The organism is Novosphingobium sediminicola, assembly GCF_014196525.1.
Taxonomy (GTDB): Bacteria; Pseudomonadota; Alphaproteobacteria; order Sphingomonadales; family Sphingomonadaceae; genus Novosphingobium; species Novosphingobium sediminicola.
Genome location: NZ_JACIDX010000026.1, coordinates 25,481 through 51,612 on the forward strand (window position 1 = coordinate 25,481; position 26,132 = coordinate 51,612).

Annotated in this window: 24 protein-coding genes; 12 read left to right on the forward strand and 12 right to left on the reverse strand. The window is 63.0% G+C overall.

The features are described 5' to 3' along the window. Positions 1–201: 201 nt before the first annotated feature. The gene (locus GGR38_RS22265) at positions 202–2,202 is read right to left on the reverse strand and encodes a TonB-dependent receptor (protein ID WP_183628937.1); all 2,001 of its coding nucleotides are present in this window, start codon (positions 2,200–2,202) and stop codon (positions 202–204) included. 363 nt (positions 2,203–2,565) lie between these two features. Between GGR38_RS22265 and GGR38_RS22270 the strand changes: the two genes are divergently transcribed. Further along, complete coding sequence (locus GGR38_RS22270) at positions 2,566–3,423, forward strand: HoxN/HupN/NixA family nickel/cobalt transporter (protein WP_246405201.1); 858 nt, start codon at positions 2,566–2,568, stop codon at positions 3,421–3,423. A gap of 27 nt (positions 3,424–3,450) precedes the next feature. Here the strand turns inward: GGR38_RS22270 and GGR38_RS22275 are convergent, their stop codons facing one another. Next, complete coding sequence (locus GGR38_RS22275) at positions 3,451–4,446, reverse strand: purine-nucleoside phosphorylase (protein WP_183628939.1); 996 nt, start codon at positions 4,444–4,446, stop codon at positions 3,451–3,453. 376 nt (positions 4,447–4,822) lie between these two features. On the opposite strand from GGR38_RS22275, the gene GGR38_RS22280 reads away from it, so the two are divergent. Then, entirely contained in the window at positions 4,823–5,653 is an 831-nt protein-coding gene (locus GGR38_RS22280; RefSeq protein ID WP_221227214.1) for an aldo/keto reductase, read from the forward strand. A gap of 17 nt (positions 5,654–5,670) precedes the next feature. On the opposite strand, the gene GGR38_RS22285 is transcribed toward GGR38_RS22280, so the two are convergent. Beyond that, positions 5,671–6,498 (reverse strand): class I SAM-dependent methyltransferase, encoded by an 828-nt coding sequence (locus GGR38_RS22285; RefSeq protein WP_183628942.1) that lies wholly within the window; start codon positions 6,496–6,498, stop codon positions 5,671–5,673. A 65-nt stretch (positions 6,499–6,563) separates the two neighbouring features. Here GGR38_RS22285 and GGR38_RS22290 point away from each other — a divergent pair, with 65 nt between their 5' ends. The 7 genes from GGR38_RS22290 (at position 6,564) to GGR38_RS22320 (ending at position 13,152) form a co-directional block, all read left to right on the forward strand. Then, entirely contained in the window at positions 6,564–6,980 is a 417-nt protein-coding gene (locus GGR38_RS22290; protein WP_183628943.1) for a helix-turn-helix domain-containing protein, read from the forward strand. Positions 6,981–7,124: 144 nt separating this feature from the next. Next, positions 7,125–7,628: a sigma-70 family RNA polymerase sigma factor gene (locus tag GGR38_RS22295; protein ID WP_343059203.1), complete on the forward strand. Its 504-nt coding sequence runs from the start codon at positions 7,125–7,127 to the stop codon at positions 7,626–7,628. Beyond that, positions 7,629–8,597, forward strand: a complete 969-nt coding sequence (locus GGR38_RS22300) for a FecR family protein (protein ID WP_343059204.1) — start codon at positions 7,629–7,631, stop codon at positions 8,595–8,597. Between the two features lie 79 nt (positions 8,598–8,676). Further along, positions 8,677–11,127, forward strand: a complete 2,451-nt coding sequence (locus GGR38_RS22305; protein ID WP_183628944.1) for a TonB-dependent siderophore receptor — start codon at positions 8,677–8,679, stop codon at positions 11,125–11,127. Further along, positions 11,124–11,405 (forward strand): hypothetical protein, encoded by a 282-nt coding sequence (locus GGR38_RS22310; RefSeq protein WP_221227215.1) that lies wholly within the window; start codon positions 11,124–11,126, stop codon positions 11,403–11,405. Before GGR38_RS22305 ends, GGR38_RS22310 begins: the two co-directional genes overlap by 4 nt. After that, a complete protein-coding gene (locus GGR38_RS22315) occupies positions 11,402–12,895 on the forward strand; it encodes a PepSY-associated TM helix domain-containing protein (RefSeq protein WP_183628945.1) in 1,494 nt (497 codons plus the stop codon). Before GGR38_RS22310 ends, GGR38_RS22315 begins: the two co-directional genes overlap by 4 nt. Then, entirely contained in the window at positions 12,892–13,152 is a 261-nt protein-coding gene (locus GGR38_RS22320) for a DUF3325 family protein (protein WP_183628946.1), read from the forward strand. Before GGR38_RS22315 ends, GGR38_RS22320 begins: the two co-directional genes overlap by 4 nt. A 7-nt stretch (positions 13,153–13,159) precedes the next feature. Here the strand turns inward: GGR38_RS22320 and GGR38_RS22325 are convergent, their stop codons facing one another. Genes GGR38_RS22325 through GGR38_RS22335 form a run of 3 tightly spaced genes read right to left on the reverse strand, consistent with a single transcriptional unit; the run spans position 13,160 to position 17,590 of the window. Continuing rightward, entirely contained in the window at positions 13,160–14,482 is a 1,323-nt protein-coding gene (locus GGR38_RS22325) for an ABC transporter ATP-binding protein (protein WP_183628947.1), read from the reverse strand. A 20-nt stretch (positions 14,483–14,502) separates the two neighbouring features. After that, a complete protein-coding gene (locus GGR38_RS22330; protein WP_183628948.1) occupies positions 14,503–16,248 on the reverse strand; it encodes an ABC transporter permease in 1,746 nt (581 codons plus the stop codon). A 22-nt stretch (positions 16,249–16,270) separates the two neighbouring features. Beyond that, positions 16,271–17,590, reverse strand: coding sequence for a carbohydrate porin (locus GGR38_RS22335; RefSeq protein WP_183628950.1), 1,320 nt, complete (start codon positions 17,588–17,590; stop codon positions 16,271–16,273). Between the two features lie 275 nt (positions 17,591–17,865). Between GGR38_RS22335 and GGR38_RS22340 the strand changes: the two genes are divergently transcribed. Beyond that, a complete protein-coding gene (locus GGR38_RS22340) occupies positions 17,866–18,144 on the forward strand; it encodes a metal/formaldehyde-sensitive transcriptional repressor (RefSeq protein WP_168604782.1) in 279 nt (92 codons plus the stop codon). Positions 18,145–18,226: 82 nt separating this feature from the next. Further along, a complete protein-coding gene (locus tag GGR38_RS22345; RefSeq protein WP_183628952.1) occupies positions 18,227–19,390 on the forward strand; it encodes a winged helix-turn-helix domain-containing protein in 1,164 nt (387 codons plus the stop codon). 41 nt (positions 19,391–19,431) lie between these two features. Here GGR38_RS22345 and GGR38_RS22350 read toward each other — a convergent pair whose 3' ends face one another. The 3 genes from GGR38_RS22350 to GGR38_RS22360 form a co-directional block, all read right to left on the reverse strand. After that, on the reverse strand, positions 19,432–20,319 hold the full coding sequence (locus tag GGR38_RS22350; protein WP_221227216.1) for an AraC family transcriptional regulator: 888 nt from the start codon (positions 20,317–20,319) through the stop codon (positions 19,432–19,434). A gap of 84 nt (positions 20,320–20,403) precedes the next feature. Continuing rightward, positions 20,404–21,063: an SdpI family protein gene (locus GGR38_RS22355; RefSeq protein WP_183628954.1), complete on the reverse strand. Its 660-nt coding sequence runs from the start codon at positions 21,061–21,063 to the stop codon at positions 20,404–20,406. Beyond that, the gene (locus GGR38_RS22360) at positions 21,060–21,380 is read right to left on the reverse strand and encodes a metalloregulator ArsR/SmtB family transcription factor (RefSeq protein ID WP_183628956.1); all 321 of its coding nucleotides are present in this window, start codon (positions 21,378–21,380) and stop codon (positions 21,060–21,062) included. Before GGR38_RS22360 ends, GGR38_RS22355 begins: the two co-directional genes overlap by 4 nt. A 212-nt stretch (positions 21,381–21,592) precedes the next feature. Between GGR38_RS22360 and GGR38_RS22365 the strand changes: the two genes are divergently transcribed. Continuing rightward, positions 21,593–22,003 carry a VOC family protein gene (locus tag GGR38_RS22365; RefSeq protein WP_183628958.1) on the forward strand — a complete coding sequence of 137 codons (411 nt, stop codon included), beginning with the start codon at positions 21,593–21,595 and terminating at the stop codon, positions 22,001–22,003. Positions 22,004–22,259: 256 nt separating this feature from the next. Here the strand turns inward: GGR38_RS22365 and GGR38_RS22370 are convergent, their stop codons facing one another. The 3 genes from GGR38_RS22370 to GGR38_RS22380 form a co-directional block, all read right to left on the reverse strand. Further along, entirely contained in the window at positions 22,260–23,903 is a 1,644-nt protein-coding gene (locus GGR38_RS22370) for a GMC family oxidoreductase (RefSeq protein WP_183628960.1), read from the reverse strand. 25 nt (positions 23,904–23,928) lie between these two features. After that, the gene (locus GGR38_RS22375) at positions 23,929–25,083 is read right to left on the reverse strand and encodes an MFS transporter (RefSeq protein ID WP_183628962.1); all 1,155 of its coding nucleotides are present in this window, start codon (positions 25,081–25,083) and stop codon (positions 23,929–23,931) included. Positions 25,084–25,211: 128 nt separating this feature from the next. Further along, a complete protein-coding gene (locus tag GGR38_RS22380; RefSeq protein ID WP_183628980.1) occupies positions 25,212–26,081 on the reverse strand; it encodes a TonB-dependent receptor domain-containing protein in 870 nt (289 codons plus the stop codon). Between the last annotated feature and the right edge of the window lie 51 nt (positions 26,082–26,132).

A 26,132-nucleotide genomic window follows, 5' to 3' on the forward strand; every position in this document is an offset into this window, starting at 1 on the left:
GGACCGGCTGCGATTTCATGTGGCGCGGTTTTCCATCGTTGCCATATTCCCCCGAACATCAAAGCCACCGCCACGCTCCCGGACAGGAAAAATCCTGCCCGGGAGCGTGGCGAAAACCCGCGAAGGGAGTATGGGAAGATTTCCGGGCCGTCCCGGAAACGCTCCAAATTCACTCGCCCCAGCGACGCGGCCTTACCATCATCAGAAGCTGGCGATCCTTGCCACAACCCGAACCGAGCGGCCCGGCATCACCACCAGATCCTTGTTGAAGGATGTGGCATAGCGCTGAACGTCATTGGTCAGGTTCTGTCCCACCAGCGAAAATTCAACGCCCTGCCACTGTTTGAACGGACGCACCGCAACATGGGCCGAGAGCGCATTGTAGCCCGCGGTTGCCGTGTCAAACAGGCCATAGTCATTCTGCGTGCCATAGCGGGTATAGCTGAAACCGGCGTCCCAGCGCGGGCTTTGCCAATCCAGCCCGCCGCCCAGACGCCATGGCGCGATACGCGGCACATTGTTGCCGTCATCCAGCGTGGCCCGGGTCAGGTCGCCCATCACGCGCGCAGTCAGACTGGTGTGGGCAGTCTTGATCAGATCATAGCGCGCCTCGCCTTCCAGACCCCGGAAATGGGCGCCCTGCTGGCGATAGAACACTTCGCGCAGATCATTGGCATCGCCCGCCACGCAATTGCCGTCATCATCGCAGGTCCGCCCGGTCAACTCGCCATAGATGTAATTGGAAAACCACGTGGAATAGAGGCTGCCTTCAAAATGAAAGGCGCCGCGATTGGCGCGCAGGCTCAGCTCCAATGCCTTGGCGCGCTCCACTTTCAGATTGGGGTCGCCGGTTTCATAGGTCTGGGGGCCATCATGCCCGCCGCGCGCAAACAATTCCGTCAGCGCGGGCGCACGCCCCGTGGTCGAAGCCGTCAGGCCCAGCTTGATCCCCGGCGCGGCGGTATAGAGCATGCCCAAGGCAGCACTGACCGGCGTGTAATTGCGGCTGGTGAATTGATCCGACAGCGGCGTGCCGGTGACGGAGACATGCTCCACGCGGGCGCTGGCCTCCAGATGCAGCGGCTTGGCCAGTTCGATCTCGCTGAACACATATCCGGCGATGTTTTGCGAGGTGGCAGGCTGAAGATAGGAACTGTCCGCGCCGACGGCCGAGAAATCACGATGCTGATATTCCACGCCCAGCGCCGAATTGCTGATCGCGCCCAGGCGGTTGAACAGCAGTTCGCCGCGCAGATTGGCCTCCTTGTTTCTGAAAGTGGTGTTGACCGAGCCGTCGGGATTCTTCTCCTGATGCTGATAATCGCCATAGCTGCCGTCGATATTGATCGACTTGAGCAGAGGCGAGGCAATCTCGATCACATTGCGGCTGAGGACCTTGGTCTGGCGCATGTCGATATAGGTCGTGTCGCTGGGGATGCCATATTGAGCATCATAATGGGTGACGGCCAGCCCGGCGTGACTGCCGTTGCCAAAGAAATAGGAGCCGCCCAGCGATCCGCCCCAACCATGGAAAAACGAATTGTCCTGTCGCCCAAGCGGCGTGTCATAATCGCCGGTGCGGCGGTAATAGGCATCGGCGTGCAGCGCCAGATCGCCCGCCTTGCCATCCACCAGCCCGGCGACCTCGCCACCCCGGTTGACGCTGGTATAGGATGAGGTCAACTCGCCCGAAAGCGGGGTTGTCGGCAAGGTGGTCGGCACGCGGTTGTTGATCGTGTTGATCACCCCGCCGATGGCCTGACTGCCATAACGCAAAGTGGCTGCGCCGCGCACCACCTCAATGCTGCGCGCCGATAATGGGTCGATGGGCGTACCGTGATCGGGACCGATGTCGGAAACATCCGAGATCGACGTGCCGTCTTCGAGCAGGCGGACGCGATTGGAATCCATGCCGCGAATGATCGGCCGCGAGGCCCCCTGTGCAAAGCCGGAGGCCGAGACGCCCGGCACGTCCTTAAGAGCGTCGGCGATGCTGGCCCCACCCGCCTGCCGGATCTGCTGCGCGTCCACTTTGGCGGGGATGGACGGCGTTTCATCTTGAGTATGCCGAAAGGGCGTTGCCGTGACCACGATGGCCGGTCCCGATCCATCATTCGGGCCTGCATCGGCGGCCCATGCAGGGGCAGCCGCCATCAAGCTGGCCACAAGCGAGGTGCTTGCCAGAAGCGAGGGCAATTTCATGGTTTCAGTCCTTTTTATTCCGATCCGATAATGTGCCGCCCCCTCAGGCACGGGGTCTGCATAGACGAGATCTTGTTATGTAACAAGATAACATATCATTTTATCTGCCTGCGAGGGAAAAGCCCCCTCATCCCCGTCGCAAAGCCATAAAAGCATCTCGGATCAAAGGGCTCGGCAACGTTTCCGTCTGCCCGCCCGCAAAGGGCCGGAAAGACGGCGACATAAGGGGGTTCACAAAAACCCCTTGGGTCATTATGAAATGTTATATCATCTCTTAATGACCCATCGAGCCGCACTCACGCCCCACAGCCTAGCACCTAAAGGAAATGCCATGAACACCCTCCTGCCCCAAACCAGACAGCCATGGATGAGCACCAATCCCGCCACGCCCCGCGCGCCATGGTGGCCAAGGCCATGATGCAATCCCTGCCGAACGGGCTGGATCTGTCTGCGCTAGGGCTCATGTTCATGCTGGGTCTGCGCCATGGTCTTGATCCCGACCATATCGCCATGATCGACAATATGGTCTTTTCCGTAAACCAGCGCAGACCGCGTCTGGCCCCATGGATCGGAACGCTTTTTGCCCTTGGTCACAGTCTTGGCGTGGCCGTGGTGGCGCTGCTGGTGGCCGCTGTCGCCCACAGGTTTTCACCGCCCGCATGGTTTGCCCCGGCCAGCGAGGTTATGGTGCTGGCGATGCTGCTCGTGGTTGGCATCGCCAATCTCCACGGGCTTTTAAAGCCCACATCCTTTCGGCCAACCGGCTGGCGCTCGCGACTGCTGGCGGGCTGGATCGACAAGCTTGACCGGCCGGTGTCGATCATCAGCGTGGGGCTGATGTTCGGACTGGTGTTCGATACCATCACTCAGGCTGCGGCATGGGGCGCGGCGGCCACGGCACGCGGCGGCTCTGCGGCGGTGCTGGTGCTGATCGGGATGTTTTCGGCAGGCATGATACTGGTCGACACAATCGACAGCCAGATCGTGGCCCGCGTCCTGCGTTCGATGCGAAAGCAGCGCATCGAACGGTTTCGCCGTCTGGTCGGCTGGCTGGTGGTCACGCTGTCGCTGGGCGCGGCGGCCTATATCATGCTCGATGCCCTGACGCTGGTCGGCCCCTTGCCCGGCAATGCCACCACCATTATCGGCGCGCTGACCGTGATCGCCATGCCGGTACTGGGCCTGCTGGCCGCCCATTGGCGCGCGCGCCGGGCGCGGTAAAATCCAATGATGGAAAACGCCCGGCTTTTATGGGCGCGCAGTGCCGGGAACGGTGTCTCGGACTTTAGCCCAATCGACCAGCAGGCGATGCACCACCACCGCGCCTGCCCGATAGTTGCCTTCATAAGCCGCCACCTGCCCCGGCCCTTCGTCGCCCACGCTGTCGAGCGGCGATTGCCCCGGCGGCGGCATGGACGCATTGCTGGCGCTGCGCAGAACCATCACGCGTTGCCTGTCCACCAACTCGGCCAGCGCAGCGGCCAGCATGGTGCCTGCCATCAATTGGCTTTCCATGTTGGTCATCACAAAGCGCCCCTGCCCTTGCGTCCACATCTTCACCCAGTCGCGCGCCCATTGGGTGCGCCCGGCGCCATGCCAGTAGCGCAGCGCACCCAGCGTTTCGCCCATCATCACAAAGGGCGGACGCTGGGCGGCGGGATAGCCCTTCCATCGCGCGCGGGCGGCGCAGAGCACCGGAGAGTCGGGCAGCGGCACGTCCTTGCTGAGATCATATGCCCATTGCGCCAAATTCCGGTTCAGCGGCACCGCCATGCCGAGCGAGCCGGTGTCGGTCATGCCGCCAAAACTGTCGGCGGCGTTGGGCAATTGCCCCGGCGCCTTGGCGCCGATCGCAAAGAGGCCATAGGGCCAGCCCTTGGGCGTTTCATTCTCGGCAAACTCGCGCAGCGCATCGCCGCTCACCACCCATCGCGCCCATGCGACGCTGCCAACCGAGGCGGCCTGAGGATCGGCGCCGGAAATGCCGGTAAACAGCCAATATGTGTGTGAAAAATCAAAGCGCGGATCGAGCAAGAGCGCCATCAACTGCACGTCGGGCGTCGCCACCAGCGAATGCGGATCGCCCCAGACCATGCCGTAAAGCCCCTCCTTGTTGCGCAGCAAGGGATGGAGCGCCCCGCGCACCGGGATCACCTCGTCAAGATGCTCCCGCTCGGCCCAAAGCTGGAACTCGCCCGGCGCGTCCCCAGTATCGGCCCCCGGCTCGAAATTGGCGATGACCATGACTTTACCGGAATCGGGGTTACCGCAGGGACCGTCGGAACCGGCGGCTCCTGAGCCTGTCCCGGCACGGCGCCCGCGCAGGCCAGCACCGCCGCGATGATCGCGCCAAGGGCCGCACGCCGCCCGTTGAGCGCAAGTTTGGCTCGGAGCCGCGATGTGGTGATACGCCCCATGATTATTGCCTGATCCCTGCTTTGTGTTCCGCGCTTGCTAGAGGCATCGCCGCGTTGCAATCTATCGCAAAGAACTGGATCAGGCGTTGCAAAAAACAGAGCGCCGAACTTACCCGCCGCCCGCGCGTTTCTCTGGCCAGTATGCGTCTGCCGCCCTATTGAGGAGCCCCAGGGCGATCTGCGCGAAAGGCATGACAAGGATCATGAAGACAATCCGCTTTCCCGATGGCACCGCTGTCCCGGCGCTGGGACAAGGCACATGGATGATGGCCGAAAACCCCGCACGGCGCGGCGACGAGATCGCGGCCCTGCGCGAGGGGGTCCAGCTTGGAATGCCCCTGATCGACACCGCCGAAATGTATGGCGAGGGCGAAGCTGAAATTCTGGTGGGTGAGGCTATCGCAGGCCTGCGCGACAAGGTCTTTCTGGTCAGCAAGGCCTATCCCCATCATGCCTCGGCCCGGCTCCTGCGCCAATCCTGCGAGGCCAGCCTGAAGCGGCTGGGAACCGACCATCTCGACCTCTATCTCCTGCACTGGCGCGGCGCGGTCCCGCTGGGCGAAACGGTCGAAGCCATGGAGAGGCTGGTCGATGCGGGTCTGATCGCCCGTTGGGGGGTCAGCAATCTGGATATGGACGATATGGCAGAACTGATTGATGCCGGAGGCCATGCCTGCGCTACCGATCAGATCCTCTACAATCTCACGCGCCGCGCGCCGGAGCTGGATCTCCTGCCCTGGCTGGCGGATCGCTCGATGCCGGTCATGGCCTACAGCCCGGTCGAGCAGGGGCGCCTGCTCTCGCACAAGGCGCTTGCCGAAGTGGCCCGCCGTCATGAGGCAACCCCGGCCCGGATCGCGCTGGCATGGCTGCTGAGCCGCCCCGGCATCCTGCCCATTCCCAAGGCGGGGTCGGTCCGGCACGTGCAGGACAATCGCGCGGCGGCCGATCTCACGCTGAGCGACGAGGACATCGCCCAGCTTGAGCGCAGCTTTGCCCGCCCGACCGCGCGCCGAGGGCTTGAGATGCTATAGCCGCTCCGGCGCGACCATCATCGCTTGGCCTGAACCACCCAGCACGCAGCCTCGAACCGGGCGACGCCATCGACCACGAAACCGGCGAACCCGCGATCCAAAGCGGCTTCGAGGCGGCCCCATTGTGCCTCGTCCAGATCAGAGGCGATGGCGTCCATCCCGCCCATGCGCCGGGCGTAGATCGGCAGATCATCGGCGGACAAGGTGCATGGGACGTTGATCGGCCGAATGTCGATGCTGCTCCATCCGGCATCGGCAAGAATGCCCCTCACCCGCCCGTCATCGGCAAAGGCGAACTGGCCGGGCGCATCAGGCGCAGGATCACCCTGCGGCCCCAGCACTTGGGCGATGGCCCGGCGCTGCACCGTCATGAAAGGGTTGTCCGAAGCGCTGCGCCAGGCGATGCAGGTCAGCGCGGCTCCCGGACGGGCCGCCGCCCGCAGATTGGCGAAAGCGGCGACCGGATCATCGAAGAACATCACCCCGAAGCGCGAGATGATCGCGTCAAACTGCTCGGGCGCGAAGGCGTGCCTTTGGGCATCGGCACACAGAAAGCGGACATTGCCCTTTCCCTTCGCGCGGCGGGAGGCGGCATCGACAAGGTCCTGCGAAATGTCGAGACCGGTACAATTCACCTCGTCCCCCAACTGCTGCGCGATGGCCAGAGTGGTCGCCCCCGCCCCGCAGCCGATGTCCAGCACGGCACGCGCGCCCTGCCCCCCCACCGCGTCGACCAGAATGCGTTCGAAGGGCGAAAACAGCCGGTCGAGCATGGGCTGCAATTCCACCCACACCTGACTGCGCTGTGTGTTCCACCCTGTGGTTTCCGGTTGCTGATCCGTCATATGCGCTCCTTGCCTAACCTGTCGATTCGCGCCATGTTGCCACTTCAAGTCCACTTGAGGTCAAGATGGCATTGATCGATATTGCCGAACTGGCCCGTCGCAGCGGCGTACCAGCATCGACGCTCCGCTTCTATGAGGAGAAGGGGCTGATTGAGTCACTGGGCCGTCGCGGCCTGCGCCGCACATTCGATGCCGATGCGGTGGAGCGCCTGTCGCTCATCGCGCTGGGCCGGTCGGCAGGTTTCTCGCTGGATGAAATCGCCGATATGCTGGGGGATGGCGGCGCTCCGGATATTGATCGGGCAATATTGCTGACCAAGGCTGAAGAGATCGACCGGACCATTCATCGTCTTGGCGCGCTGCGTGATGGCCTGCGCCATGCGGCGGCCTGCCCGGCGCCCAGCCATGCGCAATGCCCCACCTTCCGCCGCCTGATGACCATCGCCGCCGAGCGCACACGCAAGGCAAAGGGCAAAGGCTGAACAGTGTGGGGCGGGTTTGGCGAACACCCGCGAAAACGCCAAAACATGCTATTGCGAATAATTTGCATTTATGTCAGGAAGGCCCCATAGTTCAACTCGCCGTCACGGACCAATCCCGTCGGCTTGTGATCAGGGAGTTTTCGCGTGCCCGCCGTTGCAGCAACCATGGATGTCGGGGCACTCTATGCCTCGCATGGCGATTGGCTAAGGCAATGGCTGCGGCGCCATACGCGCTGTTCGCACCGGGCGGCCGATCTGGCGCAGGATACGTTTTGCCGGCTGCTGGAAACCAATGAATCCGTCCGCGATCCGCGCAGCTATCTCTCGACCGTGGCGCGCCGCATCCTGATCGATGACATTCGCCGCCGCGAGGTTGAGCGGGCCTATCTGGCGGTCCACGCGGCCCGGATGGGCGAGGCCGACCACCTGACGCCCGAGCGCGTGACCGAGGCGGCGCAGTTTCTCGATGCGATCCTGCGCCTGCTCGAAACGCTGCCGACCAAAGCGCGACAGGCCTTCATGATGGTCCGGTTCGACAGCCTGCGCTATTGCGATGCGGCGCAGGCGCTGGGCGTATCGGAACGCATGGTGAAGCGCTATGTCGCGCAGGTCTATGCCCATTGCTACGCGCTGGCTTATGCGGACTAAGTGACCGAGCCGCGCCCTACCCCCGAGATGATCGCGCAGGCTGCCTATTGGGCGGCCCAGCTTGCAACCGACGAAGCGACACAGGATGAACGCGACGCCTGCGAGGCATGGTGTCAGGAAAACCCTCTGCACCGGCTGACGATGGAGCGGATGCGCGGGATCGACGTGCAATTCGAAGGCACGGACGATATCGGCCGGGAAGTGATTGAAACCATGGTCGAACGCCGATCGCGCAAAACCGGCCGCTGGGGCGGATTGGCCCTCGGCTTGCTCCTGCTGGGCGGCGGCGGATGGCTGACGGCGCAAACCATGGCGGTGCGCGCATGGTTCCCGGACTATGAAACGGCGCGGGGTGAGCAGCGCAGCGTGACGCTTGCCGATGGCAGCTCGATCACCATCGACACGGACGCGGCGCTGAGCTTTCGCCGCAGCCATGACCGCAGGGCCATCACGCTGTTCCGGGGGCAAATCCTGGCGCGCGTGACCAAGGATGCGGCGCGGCCTTTCATCGTGGAAACAAGCGACGGCAGCGCCACCGCGAAAGGCACCGCCTTTATCGTGCGCCGCGATGACGAGGCAACGACCGTCACCGTTATCGAATCTCATGTGCGGGCCTGCCCGGCGAAAACCGGCCGCGAGAATTGCGCCGATCTCTCGCCCGGTGATCGCGTGCGCATGGGGCGGGGAAAGCTGGTGCACCTTGCCCCTATCGATCCCGAGGCTGCCGCCGGATGGGCGCAAGGCTGGCTCGCCGCCGACGATCAGCCGGTCGTGGGCCTGCTGCGCGAACTCAACCGCTATCGCGCGCAGCCGGTGAGTTTTGACGCCGCTGCGCTTTCCGGCATCCGGGTCTCGGGCAGCTATCCCTTGGCCGATCCCGATCGCGCGCTCGACGGTATTGTGCGGTCGAGCGGGCTTCGCCTGTCGCGCGCGCCTGACGGTTCGCCCGTTGTGAGCCGGGCAAAATAATTTCCGATTTCAGGTTCCCGATTTCCAAACTCGCCCGTCCCCCATTGTGAAGCGGTTTTGCAAAGGGGTTTTCCAAGTGGTGAAGTTCAGGGGAATGTGTGGCGCGGCGGCTGTTGCGATGGTGGTGATGGGCCTTGGCGCCCCGCCGATGCAGGCGCAGGCGCAAACCCCGCAGATGGCGCAAAACATCGACATTCCCGCCGGTCCGCTGGGCGCCGCCATCGCCCAGCTTGGCCGGAAGGTGGGCGTGATGATCGCATTCGATCCGGCGCTGGTGCGCGGTCAAAGCACGGCGGGCCTGCGCGGCGCCTATACGCCCGCGCAAGCGCTTGAACGCCTGCTGCAAGGGAGCGGGGTGGAGGCTCACCCGGATGGCCATGGCGGATTTACGCTGGTCAGGCGCGTGGCACCGGCGACGCACAAACCCGCCTCGGCTCCAACGCATGCTCCGGCCCGGACGCCAGAGAGAATGGAACCGGCGCAAAGCGATGATATCGTTGTGACCGCCATTGGCACGAAAACAAACACGCCCCTGCGCGAGACGCCCCAGTCGATTTCCGTGGTCTCGATGGAGCAGGCGCGCGAACGGAGCATCCTCTCGGTCGGCGACGCCGTGACCTACAGCGCGGGCGTCTTTGCCAATACCAAGGGCGTGACCTATGGCGGCGATGCCCTGGCCATTCGCGGTTTCGGCAATGACGGCACGACCGGCACAGCCACCAACAGCTATATCGACGGATTGCGATTGAGCGGCACAGGTTATGCCAGCGGCGCTCTCGATCCCTATCTCTATGAACAGGTGGAGGTTGTGAAAGGCCCCACCTCGGTCCTCTTCGGCCAATCGACGCCCGGCGGCCTCATCAACATGGTGAGCAAACGGCCGCAGTCCAAAGCCGGAGGCGAGATCCTGCTGCGTTACGGCACTTTTGATCGCAAGCAGGTGGCGGCGGATGTGACCGGACCGCTGACGCAGGATCATCGCCTGCTTTACCGCCTGTCCGGCACCTATTTCGACACGAACGGCATGACCGCCTTTTCCAATCGAAAACGGGTGATGGTCGCCCCTTCCCTGACGTGGAAACCGGGCGGGCGGACCACCCTCACCCTGCTGACTCATTATCAGAAGGACAATTTCAAAGGATCGACGCTGAACTGGCTGCCCACCATCGGCACGATCATCGCCAATCCCAATGGCAGCATTACCCCAAACCTGTTCACGGGCGATCCCAATTATCAGGGCTGGCGCCGCGAAGTCGCCTCGGTCGGCTATCAACTGGAGCACCGCTTCAGCGATGCGATCAAATTCAACCAGAATTTCCGCTATACCAACAACAAGCTGGACAATCAGAATATCTATATCGCCGCCCTCGCCGCCGATCTGCGCACAGTCACGCGGCAGGCTTTCGGCCTGAACGAGAAGTCCGACGATTTCACCATCGACAATCGCGTCACGCTGAAATTCGATACGGGCGCGGTTGCGCATCAGGTGCTGATCGGGTTGGACGCGCAGTCTTTCCAATACAGCACGGTGCGGGAATTTGTGACCGCGCCGACGCTCGATCTGTTCGCGCCGACCTATTATCAGACGATCCCGGCCCGCGCGCCCTTTCGCAACCAGCAATATGACAACCGACAGATCGGCCTCTATGCACAGGATCAGATCGCCTATGAAGGCTGGCGCCTGCTGCTGGGCCTGCGTCAGGACTGGACCCGATACAGGCTGACCTCCTATCTCCCGGCGGGCGCTTCGGACAACAGCAATGCGGCGCTGACCAAGCGCGCGGCGCTGCTATATAATTTCGACAATGGGCTGGCCCCCTATTTCAGCTATGCCGAAAGCTTTACGCCGCAATATGGGTCTGATTACTCGGGAAAATCCTTCAACCCGGAAAAGGGCCGCCAGTATGAACTGGGCATAAAATTCCAGCCGCCGGGCAGCCAGAGCTTCATGACGGCGGCGGTCTTTGACTTGCGGCGCAAGAACTATCTTACCGCCGACCGGGATCATGCGCTGTTCTACGTGCAGATCGGTGAGGTGCGGATGCGTGGGCTGGAAGTGGAAGGGAAGGTCAAGCTCCCGGCCGGGTTCAGCGTGATCGGCGCCTATACGCTGCTCGATTCCCGCGTCACGAACAGCAATGATACCGTATCGGGCATCGACCCGGCCGATCTCACGGTTAAATCACGCGCGCAGCAGGGGCTGCGCCTGATGGCAGTGCCCCGGCACAATGCTTCGCTTTGGCTCAATTATGCCAACCTGCGGGGCATCACGCTGGCGGGAGGCTTGCGCCATACCAGCGAGACCTTTGGCGATGCCGCGAATTATTCGCGCGTTCCCGCTTTCACGCTGGTCGATGCCTCGGTTCGTTTCGATCTCGGCGCGTGGCTGCCCGGCCTGAAGGGGCTCGAACTCTCGGCCAAGGCGAACAACCTGTTCGACAAACGCTACATCGCCTCCTGCATCGGCACCAACCGTTGCTATTATGGCGAAGGGCGCGATGTCATCGTCGATCTGGCGTGGCGCTGGTGAAACGGGCCGCACCGGGGCGAAAGGCTGTCCTGAACCGCATTCTGGCCGGGCTGGGCGGCGGCTATCTGCTGGCCGCCGCTGCAGCTGGCGGGCTGGCCGCGATATTGCCGATGCCACGGATCGAGGCCGTGGTGACGGCGCAGATCGCCGCCTATGTCCTGTTCGTTCTGGCGGCGCTGGCGGCATTCCTGCCGCGCAAGGGTGCGACGGCATGGGCGATCATCCTGCTGCCCGGCGCTATCTTTGCGCTGGCGGGATGGCTGGGCGGCGGCCGATGAAGGACGGGTTTCGCCAGACCATGGCCTTCCTGCACAGTTGGGCGGGCCTGTTTCCAGGATGGCTGCTCTATGCGGTCTTCCTGAGCGGTTCGCTGACCTATTACCGGCAGGAAATCACCCTGTGGATGCGGCCCGAATTGAGCGGCGCGGCGGCCGATCCGCAGGCCGCCCTCCATGCCATAGACCGCCTGCAACAGGCAGCGCCCGATGCTCATCTGTGGCGCATCGATCTGCCCAATGCGCGCAACCCGGTGACGGAAATTTTGTGGAAAGGGGAAAAGGGCGGCTTCCGCTCCGAATATCTCGACCCGCGCACCGGCCGGCGATTGCGCGGGCGCGAGACCATGGGCGGCGACTTTTTGTATTACTTCCACTTTGATCTGCACGCGCCCGTCCGGCTTGGGCGCTGGCTGGTCTGCTTTGCCGCCATCGCCATGCTGGTGGCCATCATCAGCGGGATCATCACGCACCGGCGGCTATTCGCCGATTTCTTCACATTCCGCCCGCGCAAAGGCCAGCGCAGTTGGCTCGACGCCCATAATGTCGCGGGCGTTCTGGCCCTGCCCTTCTGCCTGATGATCAGTTTTACCGGGCTGATCACACTGGCCACAATGTTCATGCCATGGGCCATCCAGCGCGCCTATTCGGGCGATGCTGCCGCCTATGCCCTCGATCTGAAAGGGCAAGGTGTGGCTTCCTCCGCCGATGCGCCAGCGCTGACCGGGCCTATGGTGGACCATATTGTCCGCAGCGCCGAACAGATGTGGCCCAAGGGCCGCGCCGGTCGCATTCTGGTGGACAATCCCTCGTCAAAACACGCGACCGTGACGGTGGAGCGGCGGGATTCGGACAGCATATCCTATGATCTCGTCTGGTTGCGGTTCAGCGCCGACGGGCGACTGGTCGCACGCCATGACGGCGGCGGACCGGCTGTGACAACGCATGGCTGGCTCTATGGTCTGCATCTGGCCCGCTTCTCGGGCGGGACCTTGCGTTTCCTGTTCTTTCTGTCGGGATTGCTCGGCACCGCGATGATCGCAACGGGGCTGATCCTCTGGGTGGTCAAACGGCGCCCGCAAAACCCGGCGTCCCCGCGCCCCATGGCGGCGGAGCGCGCCAATGTCGCCGTGATCGCGGGCCTGCCGATCGCCATCGCGGCTCTGATGCTGGCGAACCGGCTGCTGCCTGCGGGAATGTCCGGGCGCATAGGATGGGAGGCTTCGGCCTTTTTCCTCTCATGGATCGCCGCGCTGGTGAATGCATGGATGATGCCGCCCCAACGAGCATGGATAGGACAGGTGCGCTGCCTTGGCCTGTTGTGCCTCGCCGCCCCGATCCCGCAAATGTTCGTGCCGGAGAGCGGGCTGTTCGCATGGGTCCGAACCGACGACATGGCGCGGGTCTGCGTCGATCTGGCCCTGCTCACCACCGGCCTCACCGCCTTGGCGGCAGCCAGCATGGGCGGCACAAGGCGGAAGGCCGAGGCATGACCCTGCTGCTTATACTTGGCGGTTTGCTCTGCCTGTGTCTTTCGATGACGCGGCATCAGCGCGACCTGTTGGCGCACGCCTTGCCAAAGCGATCATCGCAAGCCCTGCGATGCTGCGGCTGGGCCGCGCTCTGCCTGTCTCTGGCCTTGGCCGTGTCCGACGGGCCGCTCGCGATCCTGTGCTGGATCGGCGAGCTGAGCATTGCGGCCCTCATCGTGGCTGCCTCATGCACTCTTGCTTCGGCAAGGCGCCCGTGAACGCCCGTTATTGCGGATCGTCCAGACTGAATTGATCATCATCCTCGTGATAGGTGAATATCTCGGCATAGCGCCCCCAGTTGGTGACGGTCCGCAGCGTTTCGTCGGCGAAATCCTCGCTCATATGGTCTTCCAGCTCGTCGCGGAAACGGCGCGCGGGAGCCTTGTGGCTGGCGCGCTCGTCAAGGATGCGGCGGATATGACCCGCCAGCGGCACATGGGCCAGCAACGCCTCGCCAAACATCGCCTTGCGCTGGTCAACGCCTGCCTGCGCATAACGCCGCGCGGATGGGGTGAGCAGCAGATCGGCCCCGCGCAATTCGGCAAAGCGCAGCAATTGCAGCGTTTCGGCCATCGGGAACAGATCATCCACCTCGAAATTGAGCGTGGCAGCCAGTTCGGCCATACCGGCCTTGCCGTTGAAGGGCGTGCCGTCCACCTCCTCGATCAGGCCCGCCAGCGTATTGGTCGAAACGCGCGGCAGGACCATGGCGATGCCTGTGCCGGGAAACACGCCATCGCGGGTGGGCTGAACCTGATCCGGGCGCGCGGTCATACGGGCGTAAATATCATCCACCAGCGCGCGGAACGGCGGATCGAGCCGGTCACGCGGGCGGGGAATATCCACCCTGATCTCGGCCACCACCCGCCCCGGATTGGAGGAGAACACCAGAATGCGGTCGCACATCTGCACCGCCTCCTCGATATTATGCGTCACGATCAGGATCGAACGGATCGGCATCCGCCCTTCCGACCACAGATCGAGCAGATCGGTGCGCAAGGTTTCAGCGGTCAGCACATCGAGCGCGGAAAACGGCTCGTCCATCAACAGCAGCGACGGATTGACCACCAGCGCCCGCGCCAGCCCGACCCTCTGCCGCATCCCGCCCGACAGTTCTTTGGGATAGGCGTTTTCAAACCCGTCCAGCCCAATGAGGTCGATGGCGGCCAGCGCGCGGGCGCGGCGCTCCTCAGGCGGCACTTTCTGCGCCTCCAGCCCCAGCTCGACATTTTCCTGCACCGTCAGCCATGGAAAAAGCGCGAAGGTCTGGAACACCATGGCCACGCTGGGGTCTGGGCAATCCGGGCCGGCAACGCGCTCCACCGTGCCGTGACGCGGATGGATCAGCCCCGCAATCGAGCGCAGCAGAGTGGATTTGCCCGAACCGGAGCGGCCCAACAGGCCGACAACCTCGTTCTGATAAAGCGTCAGATCGACATTTTCGAGCACCAGATGGCCGCCCGGCGGCGGGCCGTAATAATGGTTGAGCCCCTTGACCTTGATCAGCGGGATGACAGGCAGCGAGGCGGCAGGAGCGATGGTTGCCATGGGGAATACTCCGAAGAAAATCAGGACAGCCGCAGGCGGCGCTCGCCAAAGGCATAAAGCGGGCGCCAGACCATGCGGTTGAAGCCAAGGACGAACAGGCTCATCACCGCGATGCCCAGCGCGACCTGCGGATAATGGCCCGCCGTGGTGGCATCGGCGATATAGGCGCCAAGGCCATGCGCTTCGAGGCGATGGCTGCCCCATGTCACGACTTCGGCCACGATGGAGGCATTCCACGAGCCGCCCGAGGCGGTCAGCGCGCCGGTGATGTAATAGGGAAAGATACCGGGCAGCGCGACCTGACGCCACCATTGCCAGCCCCGCACGCAAAACATGCTCGCTGCCTCGCGCAGGTCGTTGGGGATCGAACTGGCCCCCGCGATCACGTTGAACAGGATGTACCATTGCGTGCCAAGGATCATCAACGGCGAGAGCCAGATGTCGGGCAGCAGGCCGAAACGCACGATGCCCATCACCGCAAAAGGAAACAGCACATTGGCCGGGAACGCAGCCAGAAATTGCGCGACGGGCTGAACCCTCTCTGCAAGACGCGGGCGCAGGCCGATCGTCACCCCAAGCGGCACCCAGACCGCGCTGGCCAGCACGATCAGCACCACGACCCGGACCAGCGTGATCGCTGCATAGCCAAAGGCCAGCAGGATGTCATGCAGGCCAAGCGAGGTCAGCACATAATGGCCAATCCACCCCAAGGCCGCGACCACCCCCGCCCAGATCGACGCCTGCCATATCCGCTCGGTCACGGCATTGGCCGGGCGAGGTTCGGCCGCGCGGCGCCTGAATCGGCGCGGCTCAAGCGCCAGCAACAGCCCGAGCATGGCCCCAAGAGGCACGAACAGCAGCGGCAGGACGCGGGTGCGACGAAGCAAATTATAGACCCAGCTTTGCGGCGCCTCGGTACCGGCCGTCTGTTCGAAACGAAACCGGTCGGCCCAGGCCACGATGGGGCGGAAAAACAACTGGTCATAGGCGACGATCACCAGCGCCATCATGCCCACCGCCCAGCCCACCGCGCCGAAATCCTGATGCGCGATGGCCAAGGCCAGATAGGAACCGATCCCCGGCAAGGTCACCGTGGTGTTGCCCAAAGTGATCGCTTCGGAGGCCACCACAAAGAACCACCCGCCCGACATGGACATCATCGCATTCCATACCAGCGCGGGCGTGGCATAGGGCAGATCGAGCCGCAGGAAACGGCGCAGCGGCGAGAGTTCGAACCCCTCGCACACTTCCTCCAGATCGCCGGGCAGATTGCGCAGCGACTGATAGAAGCTGAAGGCCATGTTCCACGCTTGCGAGGTGAAGATGGCAAAGATGCTGGCCAGTTCGGCGCCCAGCACATTACCGGGAAACAGATTCATGAAAAAGGTGACGGTGAAGGTCAGGAAGCCGAGGATCGGCACGGATTGCAGAATATCCAGCGCGGGCACGACGATCTGTCCGGCACGCCGACTGCGCGCAGCCAACGTCGAGACAATCAGCGTGAACAGCGTGGAGGCCAGCAGCGCGGCAAACATGCGCAGCACCGTGCGCAGCGCATAATAGGGCAGATGCGCCGGATCGAGCGTCACCGGCTCCAGATGCAGGCTGGAGAGCGGCTCGACCATCCCCTCACCCGCGCGGAACACCAGCAGCGCCAGACCCGCAAGGATGACGAAACCCATCGCATCCTCGCGGCTGGGGCGTGTCAGGCGCAGCATCCGCGAGAAGCTGGGCAGGATGGGGAGCGGTTTTTTGTCGGGGCTCATGGAACGACCCTCTCACAAGGCTTCAGAAGCCCGCATGAACACGAAGCGCGACGATATCGGCCGGGCCGCGGTCGCGGTTGTATCCCGGATTGGCGATATGCTGATAATCCACCGTCAGCGCGCCCCAGCCCACCGGCCGGAAGGCGTAATAGACCTCGATGATCCTCTCATCCCCCGGATGGGGCAGCGCGCCATCGCCCACCAGCACGCCCATGCCGCCCGCCGCCAGCCAACGCTTGTGCGCATCGGAAATGTCGCTGACGACGCCCGCCACGGCCAGCGTATCCTGCGGCCGCCCCCATGCCTTGCCTTTAAGCGCACCGCCGAAAGCAAGGCTGCGGTCGATATCGGTGAAATCATAGGTCTCGATGGCGCCGTCACTGGTCCCCGCCCGCAGAAACAGGCCCAAGGCATCGGTCACGTCCTGCTCGGCATTGAGCGCGATGCCGAAACGATCCTGCCTGCGCCGCGCGGGAGTAAGGTCGAGCGGCACGCCCTTGGCCAGCGCCTCATCGAACCGTGCGAACAGGCCGCGATTGCGAAAGCCCGTCACCCGCAGCGCGCCCTCGCGCCCGGCGATGCGAAAGCGCCGCTCGCCCTCGATCATCAGGGCGTTCTGGGAGAAATCGGCCTCCAGTTCGACGCCATTGGGAACCTTCGACAGGTTGTACAAACCAGCGCGCAGGGTCCACGGCCCCTGATACCATTCCGCCGCAATTCCATAGGTATAGCCCCAGGCATTGGCCGCGTAATCAAAGCTGCCCGTGTCGACCAGCGCCCAGTTGAGGAAATCGCCGCGCGGATCATGGGCGAATTTGTTGGTGTCGAAAATATCGCCTACGCCCATCTTGCCCGCCGTGATGACGAGGCGGTTGGCCGTGGTGGTCGCGCGCAACTGGTTGATCCCCGCCTCCAGCCTGACCGCATCGCCGCCCAGCGCGATGGTCTGGCGGACAAAGGCGCGTTGCAGCTTGAAATAGGGCGCCATCTTGCCGACCTTATAGGCCTCGGCGCTGGGGAAACCGCCCGCGCCCAGCGTGTTTGACAGGCCAAAGCCCTGATCCACCTCGGGATTGATCCAGATCTCGCCGCCCTTCCATAGGCGCAGGCCAAGGTAAAGCGTGGCATCATTAGTGGCCTTGACCTGATGGGGATCGAGGCTGTTGTCGGCGGCATAGGGCGAGGCGAAACCGCCAACGCCCTGCACCACGCCGGTATATTGGCCGTGGATGGCAAAGCGCTGATCCTGCGGAGCAGCGTCATCGGCAAAGGCGGGCGCGACCAGCATACCCAGCGCAAAGGGGGCAGCGCACAGGGCGCGCATAGCAGTCAGAATGGTCATTATCGGGTCCTTGAACGGAAAGGCACGCTTTCCGCCCGGACCCATCGCGCATCAGATTACGCGCATGGATACCCGGATGGGAAAGCTGCCGACCGCCACGCAAGCGTCAGCAAGGCGGTGAGCCTACTGTCGCCCTCGTCGGCGGAATGGTTGCAACTTCGCGGCATCGATTGATTCCCTCGGAACGTCGGTCGTGGCTGCTGGTTGCAGGCCGACTCGACTTGGGCGGACATATACCCTAGGGGGGTATAGTATCAAGGTGAAAAGGTCAGGTCATGAGCCATGTTGCGGCAGAAAAGCAAAAGCTCCTCAATCGGCTGAAACGGTTGAAAGGACAGGTTGATGCGCTGGAACGCGCCGTCAGCGGCGATGTCGAATGCGCCCGCGTGCTGCAACAGGCCACCGCCTGTCGCGGCGCGCTCGAAGGCTTCATCGCCGAGGTGATCGAGGATCACATCCGCGAACATATGATCGAGCCGGACCTGCCCGTCAGCGACCCCAAAGTGCAGGCCGCCGAGGAACTGGTGGCGATCGTCAGGGCCTATCTTCGGTAAAGCGCTGGCCTCCACACCGGACTTCCCGACCGGCGTATCGCACGGCTTGCATGCGCGGCTTTGCGCCGCCAGACTTGCGCCCATGACCATTGAACTTTCCCTTCGTGACGCCAGACGCATTGCGCTATCGGCGCAAGGTTTCGGGGGGCGACAGTCCGCGCGCCCGGCGGCGGGGCAAATGCGCCGCGTGCTGGACAGGCTCGGCTTGTTTCAGATCGACAGCGTGAACGTGTTGACGCGGGCGCATTACCTCCCGGCCTTTTCGCGCCTCGGCCCGTATGATCGCGCCGATCTGGAGCAGGCGGCGTGGGGCGCCCGACGGCACCGCCGCATGTTCGAATACTGGGCCCATGAGGCCTCGCTGCTGCCGCTCGATCTTCATCCTCTGCTGCGCTGGCGCATGGCGCGGGCGGAGCGCGGCGAGATCGGATACCCCGCCTTGCGGCGCTTTGCGACCGAGCGCCGTCAGGAAGCGCAATGCGTGCTCGACAGGATCGCGGCGGAAGGCCCGCTGACCGCCGCCGATTTCGAGAACGGGGCAAGCAAGAGCGGCTGGTGGGAATGGAGCCATACCAAACACGCCCTCGAATGGCTGTTCTGGTCCGGGCAGATCACCACCTCCACGCGGCGGGGAAGTTTCGCGCGGGTCTATGATCTGCCGGAACGTGTTTTGCCGCAAAAGATTTTGGCCCTGCCCACGCCGGACGCCGCAACCGCGCAGCAAGAGCTTATCGCCCGCAGCGCCATGGCTTTGGGCGTGGCGACCTTGGCCGATTTGCGCGACTATTATCGCCTCAAACCGGACGAGGCCGATCACGCCATCGCGGCGCAGGTCGATGCCGGCCTTCTCGTGCCGGTGCGGGTCGAGGACTGGACGCAAAAGGCCTGGATGCACCGCGACACCCGCACGCCTCGCAAGATCACCGGCGCCGCGCTGCTTGCGCCTTTCGATCCGCTGATATGGGAGCGCGGCCGCACCGAAAGGCTGTTCGGGTTCCGCTACCGCATCGAGATCTATGTGCCGCAGGAAAAGCGCGCGCATGGCTATTATGTCCTGCCCTTCCTGATGGACGAGGCTCTGGTCGCGCGCGTCGATCTGAAAGCTGACCGCGCGGCGGGCCTCCTCCTCGCCCATCGCATAACGCTTGAACCCAATGCTCCGGCCGAGACCTTGGAGCGGCTTCGGAGCGAACTTGAACGCATGGCGTCATGGCTTGGCCTCGCAGGGGTGCGTGTGGCGGAATAGCGCGGGAGCAATCAGGACTGCTCCACGCGCGGTCCGCCTTCCTACCGCAGCGGGAGGAACAGATCGGTTATCGCCTCCTGCTCGGGCACGTCCGGAAAGAAGCGGACGCGTTGGGCATAGAGCGGAAAGTCCCGCAATTCCTCTCCGCTGAGGGGCAGCCATGTGCCGTAGAGAAATTCCGCCGCCGGGCGCAGATCATCGCTGTTGCCCATCACGCGCAGCACCGCGCAACGCCCGCCCGGAATGACGCCTGCCTCAACCCCAACGTCGGCCGCTGTCAACGGACGGCGGATTTCAGTGGCGAGGTCAAGGCGATAGGCGTCCGGGCCGCTGATCTCCGGGTCGGTGTGAAAGATCGTGTAGGTGGCATGATCGGCGGCGCGCACGCCGTTGCCCTTGCGCCACGCGATAAAGCGCCGGATCGTATCGCCAAGGCGCTGCGGATCGCCGCAATGGCTCATCAGCGCGATGGTTATATCGGACACCTCGCGCAAGGAAACATCGTCGCTGGAAAATTGCTGGGTCATGATACGGCTCCTAGCCTTGGAAAGCGGCGCCATTGCCGCCTCCCATGCCGCCCAGTCCGGTTGTTCCCGAAAGGCCAGCGGCGCCTGCCCGATGCGCTGACGAAAGGCGCGGGCGAAACTGTCGGGCGCTTCATAGCCCGCCTCGAACGCGATGTGGGTCACGGTCTCGGCGCGATAGGCCAATTGCGATGCAGCCCGTTTCATCCGCGCCATCTGCACATAGCGGTGGAGCGACATGCCAAACATGGCGCTGAACTGCCGGTGGAAATGATAGGGTGAAAAGGCCGCAACCCCGCTCAGCACATCAAGCCCAAGATCGCCGTCGAGATGGCGGTGGATATGATCGACCACCCGCTGCATACGCAGCAGATAGCGGGCTTCGGTCGTGTCGGTAGCGGTCATCGGGAACTTCCTGGGTGATGGCCCCTTCTCTTAGCCATGGAGGCAGGGGCCCCGCTCGACCGTTCTTGCGCAATGCTGCCTCGCTTATGAGCGACCCTTGCGGCTCTGCCAGAACCACCAGGAATAGATCGTCGGGACCAAGGCGGCAAAGAGCGCCGCGCCCACCAGCAATCCGCCGCGCACAGCCATTGGCACCGGCAAGACCGAAGCCAGCATGACAGCAAGGCCCGCAAGAATGAAAAGGCGCGCGGCAAGCCGGTGCGTGGCAATCCAGTTTTCGGTATCGGTCAGCGTCCATGGCGTGCGGATGCCGACGAAAAAGCCCGGCCGCGACTTGGGCAGCACATTGCCCAGCGCGACCAGCATGGCGCCCGCGCCAAAACTTACCAACGAGACGGGGAGCACGATGCCGAAAGCCGGACCCGCAATCTGCGCGAACACCAGCGTCATCAGTATCAGCAGCGAAATCCAGCCGACCCGCAGCACTTGCGCCGATTGCGCCATCCGCTCCTGCAAGGGCTCGATGCTGGGCAGAACGGCGAACAACGCGCCCAACAGCGCAACCATCAGCGGCGCGATGAACAGCGCGCGCGCCGCAGGCATGGAGCCGTTGGGCGTGCCGTCCGCCGCCCAATGCGTGATCAGCCGCGCGCCTTCGGGCAGGCGCATCAGCGCCAGCGCCCCCATCGCAGCCATCAGCGCGGCAAGCAGCAGGCTCGCCATCAAAAGGCCTTTCACTTTCATGCTGTTTCTCCCTTTGGCGGACAGGTTTTGGCCGAAGCGCTTTGGGCCGAAGTGCTTTGGCCGGTGCGCACCCGGTTCATGAACCCCATCACCGCCTCTTCGAGCACCGAAAGGTTCAGTGTGTAAAGGATGGTCCCGCCACGGTTTTCGCCTAAAATCAGGCCTGCGGATTTCAGCTTGGCGAAATGGCCGGACATGGTCGGTTTGGAGACCGGGAAATGGTCGGCCAGTTCGCCCGCGGTCATTCCTCCGCGCTTGAGCAGTTCCAGCACCTCGCGGCGAATCGGATGGGAGAGAGCGTCGAAGACAACGTTCATAGCTATTTAGCTAATACGCTAAACAACAAATCGCAAGTAGTTTGTGGGGCGACTTGCGGGGCCGGCCGCCCATCGGTCCTTGGCGGCGCCGGTCCCTTTCGTCGCGCCTCCATTCTCGTCGCATGGGGAGAGCAATTCGTCCGTCGACACGGAACCGACCCGGAGGGCATGGGTTTGCCCAGCAGGGATCTGCGCGCCCAGGGAGAAGCAGCATGACAAAAATGATCTTCGTGAATTTGCCGGTGACCGACCTGCCCCGCGCCATGCGTTTTTACGATGCGCTGGGTTTCACCAACAACCCGCAGTTCAGCGACGACAACTCCGCCTGCATGGTGTGGAGCGAGACGATCAGCGTGATGCTGCTTACCCATGACAAATGGCGCGTTTTCACCAGCCGCCCGATCCCGCCCGCAACATCGAGCGAAGTGATGCTGGCCATCTCCTGCGAAAGCCGCGAGGCGGTGGACCGGATGAACGAGGCCGCCGATGCGCATGGCGGTCAGGCGGACGTCAATCCCGTGCAGGATCTCGGCTTCATGTATAACCGCAATCTTGCCGATCCCGACGGGCATGTCTGGGAGGCCTTCTGGATGGATATGAGCGCCATGCCCGCCGAAGAATGAGGCGGAAAGAGCGGAGCGCGGCCCGATCACGGCGGCTGGGAATTGCAGGCCTATGTCCGCACTGTCACCGACAAGCTGGTGGTGGCCAATGTCTATGAATTTCAGCCTCCGCGCATCTTTGGCCTGCGCGGAGGCTTGGGCATCTCTTCGGTCACCTGATACGCGCCCCAATGAGCCAGCGGAAGGTTCTGGAAGATGCCCGTGTGATGATCGATCCGTAAACGGCAGGTGGAAACGCCGTATTTGAACCTGCCGACTATGATAAGTCGGCTCGAACTCCCGCCCAATCCTGCTGGATGAGTTCTGCGGCACGCCATGCCACCCCCATAGCCGGGCCATTGGTGTTGCCTGAGGGCGGCGAAGGCATGACTGAGCAATCGACTATGCGCAGCCCATTGATGCCGTGGACACACAACCGCGAGTCCACCACCGAATCCTCAGCGCTGTGGCCCATGCGGCATGTGCCTGTCGCATGAACGCCGGGGCTGACCAGCCATTCCAGCGCCTGCGCGATCTCATCGTCGGTCTGGTACTGCTCGCCCGGCGAGACTTCGCGAACAGTATAGTCGGCCAGTGCGGGTTGGGCGGCAAAGCGACGGCACAGACGCACCATCTCGATCAGGTCCCGCTTGTCATCGGGGTGGCCCCACCAATTGGCGTCCACCATCACCGGGACCGCAATGTCATTCGACTGGATGGCGACACTGCCGCGCGACTTAGGCCGAAGGTAATAGCCGTTGAGCGTATACCCCGGCTCCTGCTCCAGCGCACCGCGGCCTGGGTCTGCCTTGATTTCCTCGCTGGAGCGCATCGAGAAGGGGCCAAAGCCGATCTGCACTTCGGGCCAGTGCTTGGGCGCCTTCATCGCGATCAGCGCGGTCAATTCAGGCGACGTGTAGGCCATCATGCCGGTGCGGGTGAGGTAATATTGCAAAACATGCTTTACAGCCCGCCAGCCCGAGAACTCGGTGTTGAAGCCGCGATAGTTCTTCATGCGGAAGGACAGTGACAGCATGATATGGTCAGCCAGATTGCGGCCTACAGCGGGCAGTTCCTTGACCACCGGCACACCGGCAGCCTCCAGCACATCGCGCGGGCCGACGCCCGAGATCTGGAGCAACTTAGGGCTTTGCAGCGTTCCGGCGCTCAGGATCACTTCGCGGCGGGCGATGACTTCAATGGTCTGCCCATGATGGCGATAACGCAAGCCGGTGGCTTTATCGCCCTTGATTATCACCTTCTCGACCAAAGCCTCGGTCTTGACCGTCAGATTGGGGCGGTTCATCGCAGGCTTCAGGAATGCGCGATAGGACGAGGCGCGGCGCCCGCGCCGATCCACCGTCGCCTGCGTATATCCTATGCCCTGCGTGTCGGGCGTGTTGATGTCGGCCAGCACAGGCAGGCCAAACTGCTCACCTGCCCTCTTCACCGCGTCGAGGAATTTCGAGCGATAGGGCAGTTCGGTGATCTGCAGCGGCCCGCTGCGTCCGCGCGAAGGATGGGCGTGGGGATAGCGATAGCTCTCCATTTCGCCAAAGCAGCGCGCCATGTCCTGCCATGACCATTCGTTCAGCCCCTGCTGTGCCCAGCTGTCATAGTCGGCGGCAAGCCCGCGCAGATACCAGGTGCCGTTGGTCGAGCTTGATCCGCCAAGCCCGCGCCCATAGAACCATGTCTCACCCGCTGGGCGGCCTTGCTGCTCCTTGACAGGGAAGTGCCAGAAATATTTCGGATTACCCCACATTTTGAGGAAAGCGCGCGGCATCCGAACAATCTCGGCCTCATTGTCGCCGCCAGCCTCCAGCAAGAGCACCGACTGTCGCCCATCTGCGCTCAATCTTTCGGCCAGAACCGCGCCTGAAGAACCGGCGCCAACGATGATATAGTCATATTCTGCCATTACGATGCCCAAATCCATGCTTTGATTAATGTGTGTTGTTCTGGCGTTCGCGCAGCGCGAATGCGCCCAGCGCGGTGATCAGCCCTGCCACGCCCACTGCGCCCACCGCTGGATAAAGCCCGCCCAGTAGCGCAGACAGGCCGGTGATCATCGGCGGGCACAGGAATGTGCCGGTAAAGAAAGAGGTGACCCAAATGCCCATGACGCGCCCGCGCTGGGTCACCGGCAACAGCGCCTGCCCCCATGCCATCAGGACAGGAATCACGAAACCGGCGCCAAATTGCTGGATCAGCGAACTCACTATCACCCCGTTGAGCGTGGTGGAAAAGCTGAGCACCAGCATGCCCGCACCCATCGCCGCGCTGGAGAGCGCCAAAAGCCGCGTGACGTGCCAGTCATGGATGCGGCGATAGGTTAGCGCGCCGATCAAATAGCCGATATTGGAGGCCGCCTGCATCAGACCTACCGTGGTGGATGAGGTGATGCCAACCATGCCCAGCGCGGCGGCGAAATTCAGCGGCATGACGTAATAAATCAGCGAACAGAGCAGTGTGACCGCACCGATCACGCTGGCGATGCGCCAAGGATAGGGGGGCACGGCCACCTCTCCATCGCCTGCCTGCTGCTTTTCATAAACCGGCGGCTCGTCGATATAGAGCCAGGCCATGATGACAGCGGGCACCACAAAGAGGTAAATCGCAAAAGGCCCGCGCCAGCTGATATCGGCAAGCGCTCCGCCCGCTGCCAACAAGACCATGCCGGCAATGGTGATGGCGATGCCCACCATGGAAACCCACTTGTGCCGCTGCTCGCCAAAATAGTCGCCGATCAGCGCGCTCGACACGGTGACAACGCAGGCTTCGGCAATCCCCAACACCGCACGACTAGCGACGATCAGCCCCAGCTTTTCGGTCAAAATCGGGACCAGCCCCATGATGAGATAGGCCGTAATGCCCCACACAAATATGCGGCGGCGGCCGAAGCGGTCCGCCAGAACGCCCGCGAAGGGAGCCGTCAGAGCTACAAACAGCGATGGCACCGTGACGATCATCGGCACCAGCAGCGATGCCATCGGGATATTCCCGAATTGCTGAAACAGCTTGGGAATGGCCGGGAAAAGCGAGACAATCGCCATGACGGGCAAAATCTGCGCGTAAACCAGCGTGATGCCCTTGGCCATGGGATGCCTTGGGCCGGAGCTGGCGTCCCATTCATGGGAGAGGGTTACGGTCACGTCTGTAAATTCCCATGATCTGTTTGTTGAGAAAAAGCGGGTGAACGGCCGCAGCCCGCTCACCCGCCCAGCCATCAGTGCCTGTAGGTGAAGCGCAGGCCTATCGTGCGTACCGAGTCATTGTTGAAGCGCTGCACGGTCGACATCACACCATTGGTTGTGTCGCCCGGATACTGGCCGATCGAGTAGGGCTGGATGACGTTGAAGCAGTTCTTGCAGAACAGCGCTGCGGTCCAGTTATCGCTTTGCAGGCCGATGCGCGCGTCAACGCGGGTCACTTCCGGAAGGCGCTCGCTCGGCGAGAAGCCCGACAGGTAGGACGAGCGATGATAGAGGCCCAGACCAAGAATGCCCTTCAGATCGTTCTTCAGAGTGGGGGTGTATTCCATCGACAGCGAAGAGCTGAACTTCGCCGACATCAGGATGGGCTGTCCCGCCGCGTTGAAGTAGCCATTGGTGCAGGTGGGGCTGACCTGACCAACATAGCACTGTACACCGGCATAGGAGCCATACTTGGCATCCAGAATGCTGGCATTGCCCGAGAAGGACAGATCGCGGGTCGGCCGGTAGGTCAGGCTCAGGTCCACACCCTTGGTCGTTGCCGTGGCGGCGTTCTGCAGCGAGAAGGTCTGCAAGGTGTTGTTCCAGGATTGCACCTGCAGGTTCTGGAACTTCGTATAGAAGGCCGAAACGCTGTAGGTGACCGAGCGGCCCAGGAGCGAACCCTTCAGGCCGATTTCACCACCGTTCGAGATTTCCGGCGCAACGCGCACATCAGCGCCGACACCCGGCGAGCTGTTCGAGAAACCGGGGCCCTTGTAGCCGCGACCATAAAAACCATAGACCAGCGTGGTCGGGGTGGCCTGCCAGTCAAGACCGATCTTGTAGCTGAAGTTCGAGTGTTGATGGCGGAGTAAAATGCCCCGGAAGAGGCAAAGTAAAATTCCTCACTTCTTCTGATTGACCCTGTCCGGGGCGAGCCCCGGACAGGGTCA